This window comes from Burkholderia sp. FW306-1C-G01B, from assembly GCF_058781685.1.
Genome location: NZ_JBYSWZ010000023.1, coordinates 1 through 19,096, shown reverse-complemented (window position 1 = coordinate 19,096; position 19,096 = coordinate 1). Strand labels below are relative to the sequence as shown.

Annotated in this window: 19 protein-coding genes; 12 read left to right on the top strand and 7 right to left on the bottom strand. The window is 66.8% G+C overall.

The window, feature by feature from the left end; genetic code table 11:
• Positions 1-139 precede the first annotated feature (139 nt).
• The 5 genes from lptB to kdsD are packed head-to-tail and all read right to left on the bottom strand — an operon-like array spanning position 140 to position 3,736.
• The gene (gene lptB, locus AC3WLY_RS32940) at positions 140-916 is read right to left on the bottom strand and encodes an LPS export ABC transporter ATP-binding protein (RefSeq protein WP_034179059.1); all 777 of its coding nucleotides are present in this window, start codon (positions 914-916) and stop codon (positions 140-142) included.
• On the bottom strand, positions 913-1,578 hold the full coding sequence (lptA, locus tag AC3WLY_RS32935) for a lipopolysaccharide transport periplasmic protein LptA (RefSeq protein WP_111016082.1): 666 nt from the start codon (positions 1,576-1,578) through the stop codon (positions 913-915). The genes lptB and lptA overlap by 4 nt, the downstream gene beginning before the upstream one ends.
• Before the next feature lie 20 nt (positions 1,579-1,598).
• On the bottom strand, positions 1,599-2,213 hold the full coding sequence (gene lptC, locus AC3WLY_RS32930; RefSeq protein WP_492309252.1) for an LPS export ABC transporter periplasmic protein LptC: 615 nt from the start codon (positions 2,211-2,213) through the stop codon (positions 1,599-1,601).
• Positions 2,214-2,216: 3 nt separating this feature from the next.
• Positions 2,217-2,753 (bottom strand): KdsC family phosphatase, encoded by a 537-nt coding sequence (locus AC3WLY_RS32925; protein ID WP_072444673.1) that lies wholly within the window; start codon positions 2,751-2,753, stop codon positions 2,217-2,219.
• A complete protein-coding gene (gene kdsD / locus AC3WLY_RS32920) occupies positions 2,753-3,736 on the bottom strand; it encodes an arabinose 5-phosphate isomerase KdsD (RefSeq protein ID WP_175963653.1) in 984 nt (327 codons plus the stop codon). The genes AC3WLY_RS32925 and kdsD overlap by 1 nt, the downstream gene beginning before the upstream one ends.
• A gap of 126 nt (positions 3,737-3,862) precedes the next feature.
• On the opposite strand from kdsD, the gene AC3WLY_RS32915 reads away from it, so the two are divergent.
• The 5 genes from AC3WLY_RS32915 to purU all read left to right on the top strand — a co-directional run bounded on the left by AC3WLY_RS32915 (position 3,863) and on the right by purU (position 8,973).
• Complete coding sequence (locus tag AC3WLY_RS32915; protein ID WP_111017820.1) at positions 3,863-5,869, top strand: monovalent cation:proton antiporter family protein; 2,007 nt, start codon at positions 3,863-3,865, stop codon at positions 5,867-5,869.
• 77 nt (positions 5,870-5,946) lie between these two features.
• Entirely contained in the window at positions 5,947-6,513 is a 567-nt protein-coding gene (locus tag AC3WLY_RS32910; protein ID WP_040141994.1) for an adenine phosphoribosyltransferase, read from the top strand.
• 26 nt (positions 6,514-6,539) lie between these two features.
• Complete coding sequence (locus AC3WLY_RS32905) at positions 6,540-7,154, top strand: LysE family translocator (protein ID WP_175963655.1); 615 nt, start codon at positions 6,540-6,542, stop codon at positions 7,152-7,154.
• Positions 7,155-7,159: 5 nt separating this feature from the next.
• Positions 7,160-8,014, top strand: a complete 855-nt coding sequence (locus tag AC3WLY_RS32900; RefSeq protein WP_175963656.1) for an NUDIX hydrolase — start codon at positions 7,160-7,162, stop codon at positions 8,012-8,014.
• Positions 8,015-8,088: 74 nt separating this feature from the next.
• Positions 8,089-8,973 carry a formyltetrahydrofolate deformylase gene (gene purU / locus AC3WLY_RS32895; protein ID WP_034179051.1) on the top strand — a complete coding sequence of 295 codons (885 nt, stop codon included), beginning with the start codon at positions 8,089-8,091 and terminating at the stop codon, positions 8,971-8,973.
• 127 nt (positions 8,974-9,100) lie between these two features.
• Here purU and AC3WLY_RS32890 read toward each other — a convergent pair whose 3' ends face one another.
• Both AC3WLY_RS32890 and uvrA read right to left on the bottom strand, forming a co-directional pair.
• The gene (locus tag AC3WLY_RS32890; RefSeq protein ID WP_175963657.1) at positions 9,101-10,183 is read right to left on the bottom strand and encodes an AI-2E family transporter; all 1,083 of its coding nucleotides are present in this window, start codon (positions 10,181-10,183) and stop codon (positions 9,101-9,103) included.
• Between the two features lie 251 nt (positions 10,184-10,434).
• Positions 10,435-13,320: an excinuclease ABC subunit UvrA gene (gene uvrA, locus AC3WLY_RS32885; protein WP_072444665.1), complete on the bottom strand. Its 2,886-nt coding sequence runs from the start codon at positions 13,318-13,320 to the stop codon at positions 10,435-10,437.
• A gap of 264 nt (positions 13,321-13,584) precedes the next feature.
• On the opposite strand from uvrA, the gene AC3WLY_RS32880 reads away from it, so the two are divergent.
• From AC3WLY_RS32880 to AC3WLY_RS32850, 7 genes are all read left to right on the top strand, one after another.
• The gene (locus AC3WLY_RS32880) at positions 13,585-14,772 is read left to right on the top strand and encodes an MFS transporter (protein WP_175963658.1); all 1,188 of its coding nucleotides are present in this window, start codon (positions 13,585-13,587) and stop codon (positions 14,770-14,772) included.
• A gap of 102 nt (positions 14,773-14,874) precedes the next feature.
• The gene (locus AC3WLY_RS32875; RefSeq protein ID WP_034179047.1) at positions 14,875-15,429 is read left to right on the top strand and encodes a single-stranded DNA-binding protein; all 555 of its coding nucleotides are present in this window, start codon (positions 14,875-14,877) and stop codon (positions 15,427-15,429) included.
• Between the two features lie 120 nt (positions 15,430-15,549).
• Positions 15,550-16,101, top strand: a complete 552-nt coding sequence (gene mug, locus AC3WLY_RS32870) for a G/U mismatch-specific DNA glycosylase (protein ID WP_492309253.1) — start codon at positions 15,550-15,552, stop codon at positions 16,099-16,101.
• Complete coding sequence (locus AC3WLY_RS32865; RefSeq protein WP_492309254.1) at positions 16,088-16,711, top strand: DNA-3-methyladenine glycosylase; 624 nt, start codon at positions 16,088-16,090, stop codon at positions 16,709-16,711. Before mug ends, AC3WLY_RS32865 begins: the two co-directional genes overlap by 14 nt.
• Before the next feature lie 101 nt (positions 16,712-16,812).
• The gene (locus AC3WLY_RS32860) at positions 16,813-17,577 is read left to right on the top strand and encodes a ParA family protein (RefSeq protein WP_425131933.1); all 765 of its coding nucleotides are present in this window, start codon (positions 16,813-16,815) and stop codon (positions 17,575-17,577) included.
• 504 nt (positions 17,578-18,081) lie between these two features.
• Positions 18,082-18,669 (top strand): TIGR01841 family phasin, encoded by a 588-nt coding sequence (gene phaP / locus AC3WLY_RS32855; protein ID WP_175963662.1) that lies wholly within the window; start codon positions 18,082-18,084, stop codon positions 18,667-18,669.
• A 308-nt stretch (positions 18,670-18,977) separates the two neighbouring features.
• A partial coding sequence (locus tag AC3WLY_RS32850) for a thiolase family protein (protein ID WP_457766415.1) occupies positions 18,978-19,096 on the top strand: 119 nt, incomplete at its 3' end.

The window sequence follows — 19,096 nt, the reverse complement described above, 5'->3', positions numbered from 1 at the left end:
GCAGTTTGCCACGACCCAGGCGCGTTGAGCCATCCGCGATTACGCGCGGCGCGCCGCCCGGCCGCGGGCATGGCCGCGAAGCGGGGCGCGGCCCCGCGCGGCGATGCCGGGCGGGGTGCAGCCAGCCACGAGGAGGAAGTTACATGCGGAAGTGTTCGCCGAGATACACGCGGCGCACGCTTTCGTTTTCGATGATGTCGCTCGGCGCGCCGGCGGCGAGCACCGAGCCGTCGCTGATGATATAGGCGTGGTCGCAGATGCCGAGCGTTTCGCGGACGTTGTGATCGGTAATCAGCACGCCGATGTTGCGCTGCTTCAGGAACTTGACGATCTTCTGGATCTCGAGCACCGCGATCGGGTCGACGCCGGCGAACGGTTCGTCGAGCAGGATGAAGTTCGGGTTGGTCGCGAGCGCGCGCGCGATTTCGACCCGGCGTCGTTCGCCGCCCGACAGCGACAGCGCCGGGTTCTCGCGCAGGTGGCCGATCTGCAGCTCGTCGAGCAGTGCTTCGCTGCGCGACGAGATCGCGTCCTTCGACAGCCGCTTGCCGTCTTCGCCGTATTGCAGCTCGAGCACCGCGCGGATGTTTTCCTCGACGGTCAGCTTGCGGAACACGGACGCTTCCTGCGGCAGGTACGACAGGCCGAGCGACGCGCGCTTGTGGATCGGCAGCAGGCTGATCGAGCTGCCGTTCAGCGAGATCTCGCCAGCGTCGAGCGGCACGAGGCCGACGATCATGTAGAACGACGTGGTCTTGCCGGCGCCGTTCGGGCCGAGCAGGCCGACGACTTCGCCGCTCTTCACGTCGAGCGACACGTCCTTGACGACCGTGCGCGAGCCGTAGCGCTTCTTCAGGTTGCGGACGACGAGCGAACTCGTGGTGCCGGCCGGCTGGCGGTTCGGTAGCGCGTTCATTGGCCCGGCGCTCCCTGGATCGTGGTCGACGGCGACAGCTTCGCCGGCGCGCCGGTCAGCGGCGCGGGGCCGCCGTTCTTCGGCGACAGCATCGCGCGCACGCGGCCGTTCGGGTTGCCGGGCGCGGCGACGTCCTTGCCGCCCTTCGCGGTGTAGAAGTCGCGCTGGCCGTCGTACGTGATCACGCTGCCGTGCACGGTGTCCGCGACGGTCGACGTGCCCTGCAGGCGGCGTACGGTCGCGGCGGTCGTCAGCGTGGTCAGGTCCTGTTTGCCGTCGTAGTCGATGCGCTCGGCGTCGCCGTCGATGTATTCGTCGAGGCCTTCGCGCTTCTGGCGGAACGTCGCGTGCTTCTTGCCGCTGCCGAACGACGTCGCGTACTGATAGCCTTCCGGATCCTGGCGCACTTCGACGCGATCGCCCTTGATGATGATCGTGCCCTTCGTGATCACGACGTTGCCGGTCGCGACCGTGACCTGCTTCAGGTCGTCATAGGTCAGGTTGTCGGCCTCGACGTTGATCGGTTTGTTCTGGTCGGCCTTCTCGGCATGGGCGAGCGGCGCCAGCCCGATCAACGGGAGCGCCACGAGCGTCGCGGCGAGCGCGGCGCGGACGGCGCGCGCAGCGCCGCCGGAAATCTGTCGAGGGAACGGTTCGTTCATGCAGTCACGTGAGGGAAGCGTCACTTGGGTTGACCTTTCGAGCCGCCGGACGTGTCCGCCGCGGCGATCGTGCCGCGCACGTTGCCGTAAAGCTCGATGACCCGGGTGACGTTGTTGTACTTCATGCCGTCGGTCGCGTTGACGAGCGACAGGCCGCGCTGAAGTTTAACCGGCTTTTCGGTCTGGATCACATCGTCATTGACGAAGATCCGGAAATGCTGGGAATCGGCCTGCATTTGCGGATCGCCGCCGCCGGCCGCGCGCAGGATGCGCGCGTCGTCGTACAAATCGACGATCGACACGTCGCCGTTGACGGTGCCGCGCTTCGCGGTGGTCGTCACGACCGGCTTGCCGGGCTGGAATGCGCGCATGGCCGGATCGGCCAGGTCGCTGTTTTCGGTGTCTTCGTAATGGACCAGCTTCGCGGCCGTCAGCCGGTACTGCGTCGTGCCGGACTGGTCGAGCTCGGTGACCGAGAAGTTGTCCGCGAAATAGTCGGGCGTATGGCGCTTCGGCTGCGCGGTGCCCTCGCCGGGCGGCGGCAGCGTCGCCTGCAGCAGCCACCACGTGATGCCTGCGAGCGCGGCGACCGCGGCGAGCGGCAGCAGCTGGGTCCAGCGGAAATGCGTATTCATCCGTCAGGCTCCGCAGGCGGCTGCGAGCAGCGCGTCATAGCGGCGCTGAGCGCGCAGGATCGCGTCGCAGACTTCGCGCACGGCGCCGTGGCCGCCGCGGGCCTCGGCCACCCAGTGCGCGCGGGCGATCACGTCGGGGTGCGCGTTCGCGGGCGCGGTCGCGAAGCCGCAGCGCAGCATCACCGGCAGGTCGGGCCAGTCGTCGCCCATGTAGCCGCACGCGTCGGCGGTGAGGCCGAGCGATGCGATCAGGTCGGCGAACACCGCGAGCTTGTTCTCGACGCCCTGGAACAGGTGCGCGATCTTCATTTCCTTCGCGCGCGCCGCGACGATCTCCGAGCGGCGGCCCGTGATGATCGCGGTCGCGATGCCGGCTTCGCCGAGCAGCTTCACGCCGTGGCCGTCGAGCGAGTTGAACGACTTCATCGCGTCGCCGGCCGCGGTAAACAGCAGGCCGCCGTCGGTCAGCACGCCGTCGACGTCGAAAATCATCAGCTTCACGCGGCTCGCGCGTTCGGCCGCAGTCAGCGCTGCGCTCATCAGATCACCTTCTTCGAAAACAGGTCGTGCATGTTCAGCGCGCCGATCAGCGCGCCGTCGGCATCGACCACCAGCATCTGGTTGATCCGGTGGCGCTCCATCAGTTCCACGGCCTCGACCGCCAGGTGATCCGGCCCGATCGTGCGCGGGTTGCGCGTCATCACGTCGGTGATCGGCAGCGTGCGGAAGTCGCCGTCGCGCGCGAGCACGCGGCGCAGGTCGCCGTCCGTGAAGATGCCCGCGACCTTGCCGTCGGCGTCGACCACGGCCGTCATGCCCAGGCGCTTCGCGGTGATCTGGAACAGCGCGTCCGACAGCGTCGCGTCGAGCCCGACGGACGGGACGTCGTCGCCCGAGCGCATCACGTCGCGCACGTAGGTGAGCAGGCGCCGGCCGAGCGCGCCGCCCGGGTGCGAGCGCGCGAAATCTTCCGAACCGAAGCCGCGCGCGTCGAGCACCGCGACGGCGAGCGCGTCGCCGAGCGCGAGCGCGGCGGTCGTGCTCGCGGTGGGCGCGAGGTTCAGCGGGCATGCTTCCTTCGAGACCGCGGCGTTCAGGTTCACGTCGGCGAGCGTGCCGAGGCTCGACTCCGCGCGGCCCGTGATCGCGATCAGCTTCGCGCCGATCCGCTTGACGAGCGGCAGGATCGCGACGAGTTCTTCCGATTCGCCGGAATAGGAGATGCCGATGAAGACGTCGTCGGAGGTGACCATCCCGAGGTCGCCGTGGCTGGCCTCGGCAGGATGGACGAAGAAGGCCGGCGTGCCGGTGCTGGCCAGCGTTGCCGCGATCTTGCGGGCAATATGCCCCGATTTGCCGATACCGGACACCACCACGCGGCCGCGGCAGCCGAGCAGCAGCGCGACGGCCTGGACGAAGTCGCCGTCGAGCTGGTCGCGCAGCGCGCGCACGGCGTCCGCCTCGATGTCGAGCACGTCGCGGGCGAGCGCGAGCGCCCGATCATCATTGATTTTCGCTATCATGCGCGGAGTATAGCAAAGGCGTTTGTTCGCCGCGCCGGGCCTTCGGACTCGTCCGATGTCGCCTATCCCACGCTACGCCATCGCGCCCGCTTCGCGGTGGCCCCGACGAACGAGGACGCTTCGCCCGTGATTTCCCCGCTCGAAATGACGCTCATGCTGCTGCTGGCTTCGGTGGTGGGCGTCGTCGTATTCCGCTCGCTGAACCTCCCGCCGATGCTCGGCTACCTGACCGTCGGCATCCTGGTTGGCCCGCACGCGCTCGGGATCGCGGCGGATCTCGAGCGCGCCGAGCATCTCGCGGAATTCGGCGTGGTGTTCCTGATGTTCTCGATCGGCCTCGAATTCTCGCTCGCGAAACTGAGGTCGATGCAGCGGCTCGTGTTCGGCCTCGGGCTGCTGCAGGTCGTCGCGACGCTTTTGCTCGCGCTGCTGCTCGGCGCGCTGTTCGAGCGCTGGGTGCACATCACGTGGCAGGGCGCCGTCGCGCTCGGCGGCGCGCTCGCGATGTCGTCGACGGCGATCGTGTCGAAGATGCTTGCCGAACGTCTCGAGATCGAGACCGAGCACGGCCGCAACATCTTCGGCGTGCTGCTGTTCCAGGATCTTGCGGTCGTGCCGCTGCTGATCGTGATCGCCGCGTTCGGCGCCGAATCGTCGAAGGATCTCGCGCTGACGCTCGGCTTCGCGGCGGTCAAGATCGTGATCGCGCTCACGCTGCTGCTGGTCATCGGCCAGCGCTTCATGACGCGCTGGCTCAACGTCGTCGCGCGGCGCCGCTCGCAGGAGCTGTTCGTGCTGAACCTGCTGCTCGTCACGCTCGGCGCCGCGTTCATCACCGACAAGTTCGGCCTGTCGCTCGCGCTGGGCGCGTTCATCGCGGGGATGCTGATCTCCGAGACGCCGTTCCGCCATCAGGTGGAGGAGGACATCAAGCCGTTCCGCGACGTGCTGCTCGGCCTGTTCTTCGTGACGACCGGGATGCTGCTCGATCCGCGCGTGATCTGGGAGCATCCGTTGCTCGTGCTCGGCTTCTTCGTCGGGCAGATCCTGTTCAAGGGGACGATGATCGCCGGGCTTGCGCGGTTGTTCGGCGCGACGCCCGGCGTCGCGATGCGCACGGGCATCGGCCTCGCGCAGGCCGGCGAATTCGGCTTCGTGCTGCTGAACCTGATCCTCGACCGGCATCTGGTCGATTCGACGCTGCTGCAGGCGATCCTTGCGTCGATGCTGCTGTCGATGCTCGCCGCGCCGTTCCTGATCCAGAACGCCGACCGGATCGTGATGCGGCTGTCGTCGACCGAATGGATGCAGCAGTCGCTGCAGATGACGCGGATCGCGACGCAAAGCCTGAAGCAGCGCGGCCACGTGATCATCTGCGGCTACGGCCGCGCGGGCCAGAACCTGGCGCGCATGCTCGAACAGGAAGGCATTTCGTATGTCGCGCTCGACCTCGATCCGGATCGCGTGAGCGCGGCCGCGGCAGCCGGCGAATCGGTCGTGTTCGGCGACGCGGCGCGCCGCGAGTCGCTGCTCGCGGCCGGTATCCACCGAGCGGCGGCGGTGGCGATCACCTATGCGAACACGCCGTCCGCGCTGCGCGTGCTGCACCACGTGCACGAGCTCGAGCCGACGCTGCCCGCGATCGTGCGCACCGTCGACGATGCCGATCTCGAGAAGCTGCTCGCGGCCGGCGCGACCGAGGTGATTCCGGAGATCGTCGAGGGCAGCCTGATGCTCGCGTCGCATACGCTGGTGCTGGTCGGCGTGCCGATGCGCAAGGTCGTGCGGCGCGTCGAGGAAATGCGCGACGAGCGCTACAGCCTGCTGCGCGGCTATTTCCGCGGCGCGGACGACGCGGACGACGACGACCACGAGCAGGTGCGGCTACAATCGGTGCCGGTCGATGCGCGCGCGGACGCGGTCGGGCGCTCGCTGGAGGAACTCGGGCTGTATGCGCTCGGGCTGGAAGTCACGGCGATCCGCCGGCACGGCATCCGCGGCGTCGAACCCGATCCGCAGACCAAGCTGCGCGCGAGCGACATCGTCGTGCTGCGCGGGCTGCCCGAGGCGCTCGCGCTCGCGGAGGAGCGGCTGTCGCGCCATCGGCGCGATCCGCCGGCCGCGGCCGCGTGAGCGCCGCTTCAATAACCTGACCCGTATTTTTCGAAACGGTGCCCGATCTTCGCGCACCGTTTTTTTCGGAGAGTTTCATGCCGCATTCGTCGTCGGGCGCGCCGCTCGATCCGGTCGCCTTCATCCACAGCCAGATCCGCACGGTGCCCGACTGGCCGCAGCCGGGCGTGATGTTCCGCGACATCACGACGCTGCTGCAGAGCCCGAAGGCGCTGCGCATCCTCGTCGACCTGTTCGTCGAGCGCTATGTCGATGCGAAGCTCGACTACGTCGCGGGCCTCGATGCGCGCGGCTTCATCATCGCGCCGATCGTCGCGTACGAGCTGAGCGTCGGCTTCGTGCCGATCCGCAAGGTCGGCAAGCTGCCGTACAAGACGCGCTCGGAATCGTACGACCTCGAATACGGCAGCGCGACGGTCGAGATCCACGAGGATGCGTGCCGCCCCGGCGACCGCGTGATCATCATGGACGACCTGATCGCGACCGGCGGCACGATGATGGCGGGGCGCAACCTGCTGCAGCGGCTCGGCGCGGTGGTCGTCGAGGGCGCGGCGATCATCGACCTGCCCGATCTCGGCGGCTCGGCGCTGCTGCGCAACGCGGGACTGCCCGTCTATACCGTTACCGAATTCGCCGGCCACTGAACGCCGGCTTACACCGCGAGGTCACGATGCCCAACTTCATGCTGTTTCTCGCCACGTCGATCGCGATCACGTTCGCGCCGGGGCCCGACAACCTGCAGGTGCTCGCGCGCGGCATCTCGCAGGGCCGCGCGGCCGGCTTCGTCGCCGCGCTCGGCTTCACGGCCGGGATCCTGTTCCACACGACGCTCGCGGCGCTCGGCGTCGCGGCCGTGCTGCGTTCGTCGCCGGTCGCGTTCGAGATCCTGAAGCTCGCGGGCGCCGCGTACCTCGTGTGGATCGGCATCAAGGCGCTGCGCAGCCAGGGCCTCGCGAACGCGCACGCGCGCCCGCCGCAGCCGCTCGGCACGATCTTCCGGCAGAGCGTGATCGGCAACCTGATGAACCCGAAGGTCACGCTGTTCTTCGTCGTGTTCCTGCCGCAGTTCGTCGATCCGCACGGCGCGCAGGGCGTGACGCTGCAGATGTTCGAGCTCGGCGCGCTGTTCATGCTGCAGACGGCCGCGATCTTCTCGCTGTTCGGCGTCGGCGCCGGGATGATCGGCGCATGGCTGAAGCGCCGCCCGAAGGCCGGCGTGTGGCTCGACCGGATCGCCGGCGCGACGTTCATCGCGATCGGCATCCGCGTCGCGCTGAAGGACTGACGGCAATGACGTTTCCGTGCATCGCGGCCGCGCGCCGCTTCGATCCGGCCGCGCACCTGCGCTTCGAGATCGCCGGCCAGGCGGTCGGCTGGGTGCGCCGCCAGGATGTCGCGAAGCTTGCGCGCTGGCCCGACGTGTTCGAACTGACCGGCGAGCGCGTCGTGCTGTCGGCGCGCTACGACTCGGTCGACGCGCGCAGCATGGCGCTGGCGAGCGCGATCGGCGCGCTCGCGGCCGAAGGCGCGATTCCCGGCTGGCGCGACGAGATCTACGCGATCCGCAATCGCTTCGACGATGCGCCGCTGGCGTATATCGAGCGCGCCGCGTCGCGGTTTTTCGGGACGCAGACTTATGCGGTGCATCTGAACGGCATCGTAGAATATGCGGCTGCGCCAGCCGCGGCCGTGCCGCAGATGTGGCTCGGCCGCCGCAGCGCGACCAAGGCAACCGACCCCGGCATGCTCGACAACGTCGTCGCGGGCGGCATCGGCTGGGGCCTGGGCGTTCACGAGACGCTTGCGAAAGAGTGCTGGGAAGAAGCCGGCATTCCGGCCGAACTCGCGGCGCGCGCGATCGCGGGCCGCGCGGTGCAGGTGCTGTGCTCGTTGCCGGAAGGCACGCAGTCCGAACTGATCTTCGTGTACGACCTGCCGCTGCCGCACGACTTCGCGCCGCGCAACCAGGACGGCGAAGTGGCCGAGCATCTGCTGGCCGGCGTACCCGAGGTGATCGGCTGGCTGCGCGAAGGCCGCGCGACGATGGACGCGAGCCTCGCGACGCTCGACACGCTGCTGCGCCATCGCTGGCTGACGGCGCAAGAGGCGGCAGGCATCGACGCGCTGTTCGCACCGGCCGCGTGACGCGCGCCGCGACGCGCAGTCCGGCGGCGCGAACGGGCAATTTGACGAATACGGAAACAAAGGGAGTAGCGGTCATGCCGACCGATCACAGCTTTATCTTGAAACTGTCGTGCCCCGACCGGCACGGCATCGTCCACGCGGTCTCGGGCTTCCTGTTCGAGCGCAGCAACAACATCCTCGATTCGGCGCAGTTCGGCGACAGCCGCACCAGCGAATTCTTCATGCGCGTGCACTTCGAGCAGGACGGCAACGGCACGGATGCCGCGTCGGCGCTCGACACGCTTCGCAAGGAGTTCGCGCCGCTCGCCGAGCAGTTCTCGATGCGCTGGGAACTGCACGATGCGGCCGTGAAGCCGCGCGTCGTGATCATGGTATCGAAGATCGGCCACTGCCTGAACGACCTGCTGTTCCGCTATCGCACCGGCCAGCTGCCGATCGAGATCCCGGCGATCGTGTCGAACCACAAGGAGTTCTACCAGCTCGCCGCGAGCTACAACATCCCGTTCCATCACTTCCCGCTGATCGGCGGTTCGTCCGATGCGGCGAAGGCCGCGCAGGAAGCGCGCGTGCTGGAAGTGATCGACGAGCACCAGGCCGATCTCGTCGTGCTTGCGCGCTACATGCAGATCCTGTCGCCGAACATGTGCCAGCAGCTCGCCGGGCGCGCGATCAACATCCACCACTCGTTCCTGCCGAGCTTCAAGGGCGCGAAGCCGTACTACCAGGCGTTCGACCGCGGCGTGAAGCTGATCGGCGCGACCGCGCACTACGTGACGACCGATCTCGACGAAGGCCCGATCATCGAGCAGGAAGTCGAGCGCGTCGACCACAGCATGACGCCCGACCAGTTGACCGCGATCGGCCGCGACGTCGAGTGCGTGACGCTCGCGCGCGCGGTGAAGTGGCACGTCGAGCACCGGATCGTGCTGAACGGGACGAAGACGGTCGTGTTCCGCTGATCTGAATCGGCCGCCCCCGGTTGGCCGGCCGCCGGAGCGCCGGCCGCCGATCGGCAGCCCCCGGAAACAAAAACGCCGCGCCTCCTTTACGGGGCGCGGCGTTTTTTTGTCGCCTGAGACGCGGGTTTCAGATCAGCCGCAGCAGGTACAGCTCGCGTTTCAGGTACGCATAGAAGATCGGCGCGGCGATCACGCCCGGCAGCCCGAACGCGGCCTCCATGATCAGCATCGCGAGCAGCAGCTCCCACGCGCGCGACTCGATCTGGCCGCCGATGATCTTCGCGTTCAGGAAGTATTCGAGCTTGTGGATGACGACGAGGAACACGAGCGACGCGATCGCGGTGCCCATGCTGACCGATAGCGATACGGCGACGATCAGCGTGTTCGAGATCAGGTTGCCGATCACCGGCAGCAGGCCGACGATGAACGTGACGAGCACGAGCGTCTTCGACAGCGGCAGCCGCTCGTGGAAGATCGGCAGCGCGACGAGCAGGTAGATGCCCGTGAACGTCGCGTTGATCGCCGAGATCTTGATCTGCGCGAACACGATCCGGCGGAACGCGTCGGAGAAGCGCGACACGCGCGTGACGAGCGCGGTCGACAGCGGCCGGCGCACCTTGCCGTGCTCGACGCCGATCGCGATCATCGCGCCGATGATCATCCCGAACAGCACGTGGCCGAAGCCGCGCGCGACACTTTTGCCGCTCTGCTGGAGCTGGTCCATGTGCGAGTGCATCAGCAAGGCCGCCTTGGTCTTCATCTGCTCGACGTCGACCGGCAGCAGGTTCGCGATCCACGCGGGCGTTCGCGCGCGGGTTTGCTCGACGATCTGCATCAACTGGCCGAGCAGGCTCTGCAGGTTCGGCACCGTGTGCTCGAAATGCTCGATGATGCCGATCGTCAGGCCCGTGAGCCCGCCGACGATCACGATCGCCAGCAGCACGACGGCGACCCAGCGCGCGCGCATGCTCGTCGTGTGGCGTTCGATCACGGGCGCGATCGTGTGGATCAGCTGGTAGACGAGCAGGCCGGCCAGCAGCCCGCCGAGCAGCTTGAGCTCGAGAACGAGCCACATCATGACGATCGTGAGGAAATAGCTGCCGATCTCGAGTGCCGACAGCTTCGGCAGGCTGAAGTCGCTCGTCAGCCGCACGCTGCGCAGGTGCGGCTCGCGGCTCTGCGCATCGCGCGACTCTTGTTGCTTCTCCATCGTGGATTCCTGTCGTTCGTGTGTCATGCCGCACAGCGCGCGGCAGAGCCGGGTTCGGCCGGCGTCGCACCGGATTGGTGCGGAAGGCGAACCTTACGACCGTAAAGTATAGCTGCCATTATGGTCCGCAAACGGGCCGTTTGGCGCGTGGTGTAAACGCAGAAGGGAAAACGAGGGGAGCTGCGCGCCGCGGAAGGACGCGCGCGGCCGGGCGGCCGCGCGCGGGAAGGGCCGGGAGGGCCGAAAGAGCGTCAGCCGGCCGCGACTTTGCGGGTCGGACGCTTGAGCAGCGGCGCGAGGTACTTGCCGGTGAAGCTCGCCTTCGTCTTCGCGACCTGTTCGGGCGTGCCCTGCGCGATGATCTGGCCGCCGCCGGCGCCGCCTTCGGGGCCGAGATCGATTACCCAGTCGGCCGTCTTGATCACGTCGAGGTTGTGCTCGATGATCACGACCGTGTTGCCCTGGTCGCGCAGCCGGTGGATCACCTCGAGCAGCAGCGCGATGTCGTGGAAGTGCAGGCCGGTGGTCGGCTCGTCGAGGATGTACAGCGTGCGGCCCGTGTCGCGCTTCGACAGCTCCAGCGACAGCTTCACGCGCTGCGCCTCGCCGCCCGACAGCGTCGTGGCCGACTGGCCGAGGCGGATGTAGCCGAGGCCGACGTCGAGCAGCGTCTTCAGCTTGCGCGCGATGACCGGCACCGCGCTGAAGAACTCGTACGCATGCTCGACCGTCATGTCGAGCACTTCGCTGATGTTCTTGCCCTTGTACTGCACTTCGAGCGTTTCGCGGTTGTAGCGCTTGCCGTGGCACACGTCGCACGGCACGTAGACGTCCGGCAGGAAGTGCATCTCGACCTTCAGCACGCCGTCGCCCTGACACGATTCGCAGCGGCCGCCCTTCACGTTGAACGAGAAGCGGCCCGGATCGTAGCCGCGCTCCTTCGAGGTCGGCACGCCCGAGAACAGCTCGCGGATCGGCGTGAACAGGCCCGTATACGTGGCCGGGTTCGAGCGCGGCGTGCGGCCGATCGGCGACTGGTCGACGTTGATCACCTTGTCGAAGTGCTCGAGGCCCTCGATCGCCTCGTGCGGCGCCGGCTCGGCCGACGAGCCGTACAGATGGCGCGCGACCGCGTGGTACAGCGTGTCGTTGATCAGCGTCGACTTGCCGGAGCCCGACACGCCGGTGATGCAGGTCAGCAGGCCGACCGGCAGCTCGAGATCGACGTGCTTCAGGTTGTTGCCGTGCGCGTCGACGATGCGCAGCATCCGCTCGGCGTCGGGTGCGATCCGCTCGTCCGGATACTCGATCGTGCGCTTGCCGAGCAGGTACTGGCCCGTCAGCGACTGCGGGTTCGACTGCACCTGCTTCGGCGTGCCTTCGGCCACCACCACGCCGCCGTGTTCGCCCGCGCCGGGGCCCATGTCGACGACGTAGTCGGCCGTGCGGATCATGTCCTCGTCGTGCTCGACGACGATCACCGAGTTGCCGAGGTCGCGCAGGTGCTTGAGCGTGCCGATCAGGCGGTCGTTGTCGCGCTGGTGCAGGCCGATCGACGGCTCGTCGAGCACGTACATCACGCCCGTGAGGCCCGAGCCGATCTGCGACGCGAGCCGGATCCGCTGCGCCTCACCGCCCGACAGCGTCTCGGCGCTGCGCTCGAGCGACAGGTAGTCGAGGCCGACGTTGTTCAGGAACGTCAGGCGCGCGACGATTTCCTTGATCACCTTGTCGGCGATCTCGCGCTTCGCGCCTTCGAGCGTCAGCCCGTCGAAATAGCCGAGCGCATCGCGCAGCGGCCAGCCGCTGATTTCATAGATGCCGCGCGCGTAGTCGCCCGTGCCGATCCGCACGTGGCGCGCCTCGCGACGCAGGCGCGTGCCTTCGCACGACGGGCACGGCTGGTTGTTCTGGTACTTCGACAGTTCTTCGCGCACCGCGACCGAATCGGTTTCGCGGTAGCGGCGCTCGAGGTTCGGGATGATCCCTTCGAACACGTGCTCGCGGATCGTCGTGCGGCCGCGCTCGTTGATGTACGAGAACGGGATCGTCTGCTTGCCCGAGCCGAACAGCAGCACCTTCCTGATCTTTTCCGGCAGATCCTCGAACGCGGCGTCGATGTCGAATTCGTAGAACGCCGCGAGGCTCTGCAGCATCTGGAAGTAGAACTGGTTGCGGCGGTCCCAGCCCTTCACGGCGCCCGCGGCGAGCGACAGCGACGGGTGCGCGACGACCCGCTTCGGGTCGAAGAACGTGATCTGGCCGAGGCCGTCGCACTCCGGGCACGCGCCCATCGGGTTGTTGAACGAGAACAGGCGCGGCTCCAGCTCCTGCAGCGAGTACGAGCAGATCGGGCACGCGAACTTCGAGCTGAACAGGTGCTCGTGGTCGGTATCCATCTCGAGCGCGATCGCGCGGCCGTCGGCGAGGCGCAGCGCCGTCTCGAACGATTCGGCGAGGCGCTGCTTCATGTCCGGGCGCACCTTCAGGCGATCGACGACGACGTCGATCGTGTGCTTGTCGTTCTTCTTGAGCTTCGGCAGCGACTCGACCTCGTAGATCTTCGCGACGCCTTCGTTCGCGGTGCCGCCGCCCGAGCGCACGCGAAAGCGCACGAAGCCCTGCGCCTGCATCTCCTCGAACAGCTCGACGTGCTCGCCCTTGCGGTTCGCGACGACGGGCGCGAGGATCATCAGCTTGGTTTCCTCGGGCAGCGCGAGCGCGGCGTCGACCATCTGCGACACGCTCTGCGCCTCGAGCGGGATGTCGTGGTCGGGGCAGTACGGCGTGCCGACACGTGCGTACAAAAGTCGCAGGTAGTCGTGGATTTCCGTGACCGTGCCGACGGTCGAACGCGGGTTGTGGGACGTCGCCTTCTGCTCGATCGAGATCGCGGGCGACAGGCCCTCGATCAGGTCGACGTCCGGTTTCTCCATCAACTGCAGGAACTGGCGGGCATAGGCGGACAGGCTTTCGACGTAGCGGCGCTGGCCCTCGGCATAAAGGGTGTCGAACGCAAGCGACGACTTGCCCGACCCTGACAACCCGGTAATCACGATCAGCTTGTGGCGCGGCAGGTCGAGATTGACGTTTTTCAGGTTGTGGGTTCGTGCCCCACGGATACGGATCTGTTCCATGAACCTGGCGAAAATGGAGGGAACCAAACCTGCTACTATAACGGCTTTTCGAGACCGTCGTTTGGGGTCCCCAGCCTTTACAGCAGGTGGCAGCAAGGCGGCGCCTGCGCCGGGGAAAGCGGTCGCGCCGTGCGGTTCCGGCGGCCTGCGGGCTGCCAGCATCCTGCCCCGACGTGTCGCCCGTCAGGCCTCCCGGGCCGCCGGTCCTGATCTTCCGCCGCCCGCTACCGGGCGGACATTCCGATCATTCGAAATTCATTCCCGATGTCCAATCCGTCCGCCACGTCTTCCCGCATGACTGCGCCCGAATTGCGCGCGACCACGTCGCTCGCGGCGATCTTCGCGCTGCGCATGCTCGGCCTGTTCATGATCATGCCGGTGTTCTCGGTCTACGCGAAAACCATCCCGGGCGGCGACAACGTGCTGCTCGTCGGCATCGCGCTCGGGGCCTACGGCGTCACGCAGTCGCTGTTCTACATTTTCTACGGCTGGGCGTCCGACAAGTTCGGCCGCAAGCCGGTGATCGCCGCGGGCCTCGTGATCTTCGCGCTCGGCAGCTTCGTCGCCGCGTTCGCGCACGACATCACGTGGATCATCGTCGGCCGCGTGATCCAGGGGATGGGCGCCGTATCGTCCGCGGTGCTCGCGTTCATCGCCGACCTGACTTCCGAGCAGAACCGTACCAAGGCGATGGCGATGGTCGGCGGCTCGATCGGCGTGTCGTTCGCGGTCGCGATCGTCGGCGCGCCGATCGTGTTCCACTGGGTCGGGATGAGCGGGCTGTTCACGATCGTCGGCGTGCTGTCGATCCTCGCGATCGGCGTCGTGCTGTGGATCGTGCCCGACGCGGCGAAGCCCGTGCACGTGCCCGCGCCGTTCGCCGAGGTGCTGCACAACGTCGAGCTGCTGCGCCTGAACTTCGGCGTGCTGGTGCTGCACGCGACGCAGACGGCGCTGTTTCTCGTCGTGCCGCGTCTGCTCGTCGACGGCGGGCTGCCGGTCGCCGCGCACTGGAAGGTCTACCTGCCGGTGATGGGGCTCGCGTTCGTGATGATGGTCCCGGCGATCATCGTCGCGGAAAAGCGGGGCAAGATGAAGCCGGTGCTGCTCGGCGGCATTCTGGCTATCCTGATCGGCCAATTGCTGCTGGGCAGCGCGCCGCATACCATCCTGATTGTGGCGGCGATCCTGTTCGTCTACTTCCTGGGGTTCAACATCCTGGAAGCGTCGCAGCCGTCGCTCGTGTCGAAGCTCGCGCCGGGTTCGCGCAAGGGCGCGGCCACGGGCGTGTACAACACCACGCAGTCGATCGGGCTCGCGCTCGGCGGCATCATGGGCGGCTGGCTGCTGAAGCACGGCGGCGCGAACACCGTGTTCTACGCGTGTTCGGGGCTCGTTGCCGCGTGGCTTATAATCGCGGCCAGCATGAAAGCGCCGCCGCGCAAGGCCTGAACCCAATTTTCGGGCAGGCACCGGCGGCGTTCGCCGGCTTGCCCGGCGAGCCGCTCCGACGCATGCGCGGGCGGCCCGGCATCGAATTTACTGGAGAAACACATGGCATCCGTCAACAAGGTCATCCTCGTCGGCAATCTCGGCGCCGATCCTGAAGTCCGTTACCTGCCGAGCGGCGACGCGGTTGCGAACATCCGTCTCGCGACGACCGACCGCTACAAGGACAAGGCAAGCGGCGATTTCAAGGAAATGACCGAGTGGCATCGCGTCGCGTTCTTCGGCCGTCTGGCGGAAATCGTCAGCGAATACCTGAAGAAGGGTTCGTCGGTCTATATCGAGGGCCGCATCCGCACGCGCAAGTGGCAAGGCCAGGACGGCCAGGATCGTTATTCGACCGAAATCGTCGCGGACCAGATGCAGATGCTCGGTGGCCGCGGCGGTGCGGGCGGTGGCGGCGGCGGCGGTGACGAAGGCGGTTACGGCGGTGGCTACGGTGGCGGTGGTGGCGGCCGCGGCGAGCAGACGGAACGCGCCGGTGGTGGCGGCGGTCGTGCCGGCGGTGCGGCGCGTGGCGGTGCTGGCGGCGGCGCGCAGAGCCGTCCGAGCGCACCGGCAGGCGGCGGCTTCGACGAGATGGACGACGATATCCCGTTCTGATCGGCAAGTCGGCATCCCGCATCACGATGGGCCCGAATGTCCGAGTCAAGCCGGTTGCTTGGCCCGGGTCTTCGGGCCTTGCTTCGTTTACGTCCTTGTACGTCGCATTCCAGGCGAACCGTGGCTGACGAACTCCCCGACCTCATCGCTGCGCATCTCGACGTGTTGTTCTGCGGGATCAACCCCGGCATGATCGCCGCCGCAACCGGGCATCACTTCGCGGGGAGAAGCAATCGCTTCTGGCGCGTGATTCATCTCGCGGGTTTCACGCCAACGGAAATTCCTCCGCAGGACGATCGCGCGATACTCCGGTACGGCTGCGGCCTGACGGCGGTGGTGAAGCGGCCGACCGCGAGTGCCGATCAGCTTTCGCGCGCGGAATTCATCGCCGCGGCGGCGGAGTTCGAGCAGAAGGTAGCGCGTTATGGGCCGCGCTTTGTCGCCTTTCTCGGCAAGGCGGCGTACTCGGCGCTTTCGGGGCAACGCGAGGTCGCGTGGGGATTGCAGCCGGCGCGCTTGCAGCACGCGAGCGTCTGGGTGCTGCCCAATCCCAGCGGGAGAAATCTTGCGTTCGGCCTCGACGATCTGGTCGATGCGTACCGTCAGCTTTATCTGCACGCGAGGACCGCTTCCGGTCGTCAGCCGGAGGAGCAGCCGGATGCGACGCAGTAAGACGGCATCCCCATGGCCGGGCACCGTGTTGCCGCGGGCGTTCTTCGATCGCACGGCCACCGACGTCGCGCCGCAACTGCTCAACAAGATCCTCGCGGCAGCCGACGGCCGGGCCGGCCGCATCGTCGAAGTGGAGGCCTATGCCGGCGCGATCGACCCGGCGGCGCATACCTATCGTGGCAAGACGCCGCGCAATGCGACGATGTTCGGGCCGCCCGGGCACCTGTACGTCTATTTCACGTACGGCATGCACTGGTGCTGCAATTGCGTGTGCGGCCCGGACGGCATGGGAACAGGCGTGCTGATCCGTGCGCTGGAACCGCTGCACGGGCTCGAACAGATGCATGCGGCACGGCCGCCGCTGACGCGCGATCGCGACCTGTGCCGCGGGCCGGCGCGGCTGACCCAGGCGATGGGGATCGGCGGCGCCCAGGATGGCGTCGATCTGGTCGGCGCGCGCGAAGGGTTCGCGGTCGTGGACGACGGCATGGCGCCGCCCACCGATCTGGCGGGCGGGCCGCGCATCGGCATTCGCGTCGGCAAGGATTTCCCGTGGCGATGGAGCGTGCCCGGCAATCGCCATGTATCGGGGGCGCTGCCGCGCACCTGATGCGTGCCGCGCACAATCGCACGTAATTCGATCTGCGTCACGCAGCCGCCATTATTGACCGGCTAAGCTGATCCTTTCGACGTTTCGATCGAGGAGACACCATGCGGCGGGTCGTATTCAACCAGAAGGGCGGCGTGGGCAAATCGACGATCGTCTGCAACCTGGCGGCGATCAGCGCGAGCGAAGGGCTGCGCACGCTCGTCATCGATCTCGATGCGCAGGCGAACTCCACGCGCTACCTGCTCGGCGACGCCGCGGCCGACGTGCAACCGGGTGTGGCCGGATTCTTCGAAACCGCGCTGACCTTCAACTTCCGTCCGGTCGACGTCGCGTCGTTCATTCATCCGACCCCGTTCGAAGGGCTCGACGTGATGCCCGCGCATCCGGACCTCGACGCGCTGCACGGCAAGCTCGAATCGCGCTACAAGATCTACAAGCTGCGCGACGCGCTGAACGAACTCGACACCTACGACGCCGTGTACATCGACACGCCGCCCGCGCTGAATTTCTATACGCGCTCGGCGCTGATCGCGGTCGAGCGCTGCCTGATCCCGTTCGACTGCGACGACTTCTCGCGCCGCGCGCTGTACACGCTGCTCGAGAACGTGAAGGAAATCCAGCAGGACCACAACGCGGCGCTCGAGGTGGAAGGAATCGTCATCAACCAGTTCCAGCCGCGCGCGAGCCTGCCGCAACGGCTGGTCGACGAACTCGTCGACGAAGGGCTGCCGGTGCTCGCGTCGAGGCTGTCGGCGTCGGTGAAGATCCGCGAGTCGCATCAGCAGTCCAAGCCGGTGATCCATCTCGAACCCGGGCATAAGCTCGCACAGGAATTCCGCGCACTGCATCGCGAACTGGCCGGCTGATCGCCCGCACGCCGGCGCCGGCCGCGGCCGTTTCATACGGCCGCGCCAGGTTTTTCCATTGCGACCCGCAATTCATCCGATCATTGATTTTGTCATTAATAATCCCGGAAACGATTTCATAATAAATCCCGAAAAATCGATTACATAAGTGACTGCTTCATTTTCAATGAGCGCCGGTTTTCTAATAAACGGAATAGTGAATTGGTAAATGTTGTGCAGCGTCATGATGCGCTATGCTGTAAAAAGGCAATACGGGACAGAGTGCCGCGGTATTTTTTTCTCTGCGATGCCGGCACGTCGCGGGCTCAGGCAGTCGCTCGAAATGAAATGAGGGTTTACACTTATCATTAATGCCATTTTATTGACAATTAATCGATCTAGAATGGCTTCCTCCAACTTCTCGTGCTCAAATGAGTGGGGAGTTGTCAATAAGCAAGCCGGCTTTCGATCTGGCTTCTATTTTTCTTTACGTCGTCTCTCGCATTTCCAACAGGAGCGTGCCCGATGTCCGTATTTGCCCCCGAAAAATTCGCCGCCGATTATCAATCCGGTATCGCCGCATGGTTCGCGATCGCCCGTCCGGCGATCAAGGGTTTCGAGGCTGTCGTCGAACTCAACCTGCAAGCGGCCCGGACGGCGCTCGAGGAATACGAAGACAAGCTGAAGAACGCCTTCAACAGCAGCAATCCGGCCGCGGGTTTCGCGCAGCAGGCAGCCGTACCGCAGGAAGCGGCCGGCAAGGTCGTGTCGTACGGCCGCCATCTGTTCGACATCGCGGTGTCGACGCAATCGGAATGGGCGAAGGTCGCGCAGGCGCAATACGAACAGAACGACAAGCGCCTGAAGGACGTGATCGGTGAACTGTCGAAGCATGCGCCGGCCGGCTCGGCGCCGGTGGTGGCCGCGCTGAATTCGGCGCTGTCCGCGGCGACGGCAGCGGCCGACTCCGTGCGCGCAGCGACGGGTCAGGCGATCGAAGCCGCACAGAGCGGCTTCGATGCGGTCAGCGAAACGGCCACGCGTGGCGCCAAGCAGACGGCTGCCGCCGCACGCAAGGACGCGGCAGCGGCTGCGCGCGAATCGGCCGCGTAACGACGCAACCGCGGCTGTAACCGCGGGCGTGAGCGCGTGTCGCGCGCAGGCGCGACGCGATTGATCGGCGTCGGATGGCGCCGCGCACCGCGTGTGTTGCGCGGTGTCCGGCGGCCCTCCGGTTTGCCGCAAGGCGCCGATGCAGGTGCGGGCCGTGCCGGTGTGCCGCCGGTGCGACCGGACGCTGCTCGTGGCGCGGCGGCGTGCAACCTTTATCGCGCCGAACGGCCCGACGTGCGCCATCGCCAATTGCAGCCGGCCCGTGCCGGCGCCAGAACGACAACTTGATTTCGATGCAGGAACTGAACATGACGGACGTAGTGATCGTATCGGCCGCGCGGACCGCGGTTGGCAAATTCGGCGGCTCGCTTGCGAAGATTGCGGCGCCCGAGCTGGGCGCGACGGTGATCCGCGCGGTGCTGGAGCG

What these genes read in the sequence shown, in the direction of transcription:
- AC3WLY_RS32880 (WP_175963658.1), top strand. Translation starts at nt 13,585, where the DNA reads ATGTCCAATCCGTCCGCCACGTCTTCCCGCATGACTGCGCCCGAATTG.
- kdsD (WP_175963653.1), bottom strand. Translation starts at nt 3,736, where the DNA reads ATGATAGCGAAAATCAATGATGATCGGGCGCTCGCGCTCGCCCGCGAC.
- lptA (WP_111016082.1), bottom strand. Translation starts at nt 1,578, where the DNA reads ATGAACGAACCGTTCCCTCGACAGATTTCCGGCGGCGCTGCGCGCGCC.
- purU (WP_034179051.1), top strand. Translation starts at nt 8,089, where the DNA reads ATGCCGACCGATCACAGCTTTATCTTGAAACTGTCGTGCCCCGACCGG.
- lptC (WP_492309252.1), bottom strand. Translation starts at nt 2,213, where the DNA reads ATGAATACGCATTTCCGCTGGACCCAGCTGCTGCCGCTCGCCGCGGTC.
- AC3WLY_RS32900 (WP_175963656.1), top strand. Translation starts at nt 7,160, where the DNA reads ATGACGTTTCCGTGCATCGCGGCCGCGCGCCGCTTCGATCCGGCCGCG.
- AC3WLY_RS32925 (WP_072444673.1), bottom strand. Translation starts at nt 2,753, where the DNA reads ATGAGCGCAGCGCTGACTGCGGCCGAACGCGCGAGCCGCGTGAAGCTG.
- uvrA (WP_072444665.1), bottom strand. Translation starts at nt 13,320, where the DNA reads ATGGAACAGATCCGTATCCGTGGGGCACGAACCCACAACCTGAAAAAC.
- AC3WLY_RS32860 (WP_425131933.1), top strand. Translation starts at nt 16,813, where the DNA reads ATGCGGCGGGTCGTATTCAACCAGAAGGGCGGCGTGGGCAAATCGACG.
- AC3WLY_RS32875 (WP_034179047.1), top strand. Translation starts at nt 14,875, where the DNA reads ATGGCATCCGTCAACAAGGTCATCCTCGTCGGCAATCTCGGCGCCGAT.
- AC3WLY_RS32890 (WP_175963657.1), bottom strand. Translation starts at nt 10,183, where the DNA reads ATGGAGAAGCAACAAGAGTCGCGCGATGCGCAGAGCCGCGAGCCGCAC.
- AC3WLY_RS32910 (WP_040141994.1), top strand. Translation starts at nt 5,947, where the DNA reads ATGCCGCATTCGTCGTCGGGCGCGCCGCTCGATCCGGTCGCCTTCATC.
- lptB (WP_034179059.1), bottom strand. Translation starts at nt 916, where the DNA reads ATGAACGCGCTACCGAACCGCCAGCCGGCCGGCACCACGAGTTCGCTC.
- AC3WLY_RS32905 (WP_175963655.1), top strand. Translation starts at nt 6,540, where the DNA reads ATGCCCAACTTCATGCTGTTTCTCGCCACGTCGATCGCGATCACGTTC.
- AC3WLY_RS32865 (WP_492309254.1), top strand. Translation starts at nt 16,088, where the DNA reads ATGCGACGCAGTAAGACGGCATCCCCATGGCCGGGCACCGTGTTGCCG.
- phaP (WP_175963662.1), top strand. Translation starts at nt 18,082, where the DNA reads ATGTCCGTATTTGCCCCCGAAAAATTCGCCGCCGATTATCAATCCGGT.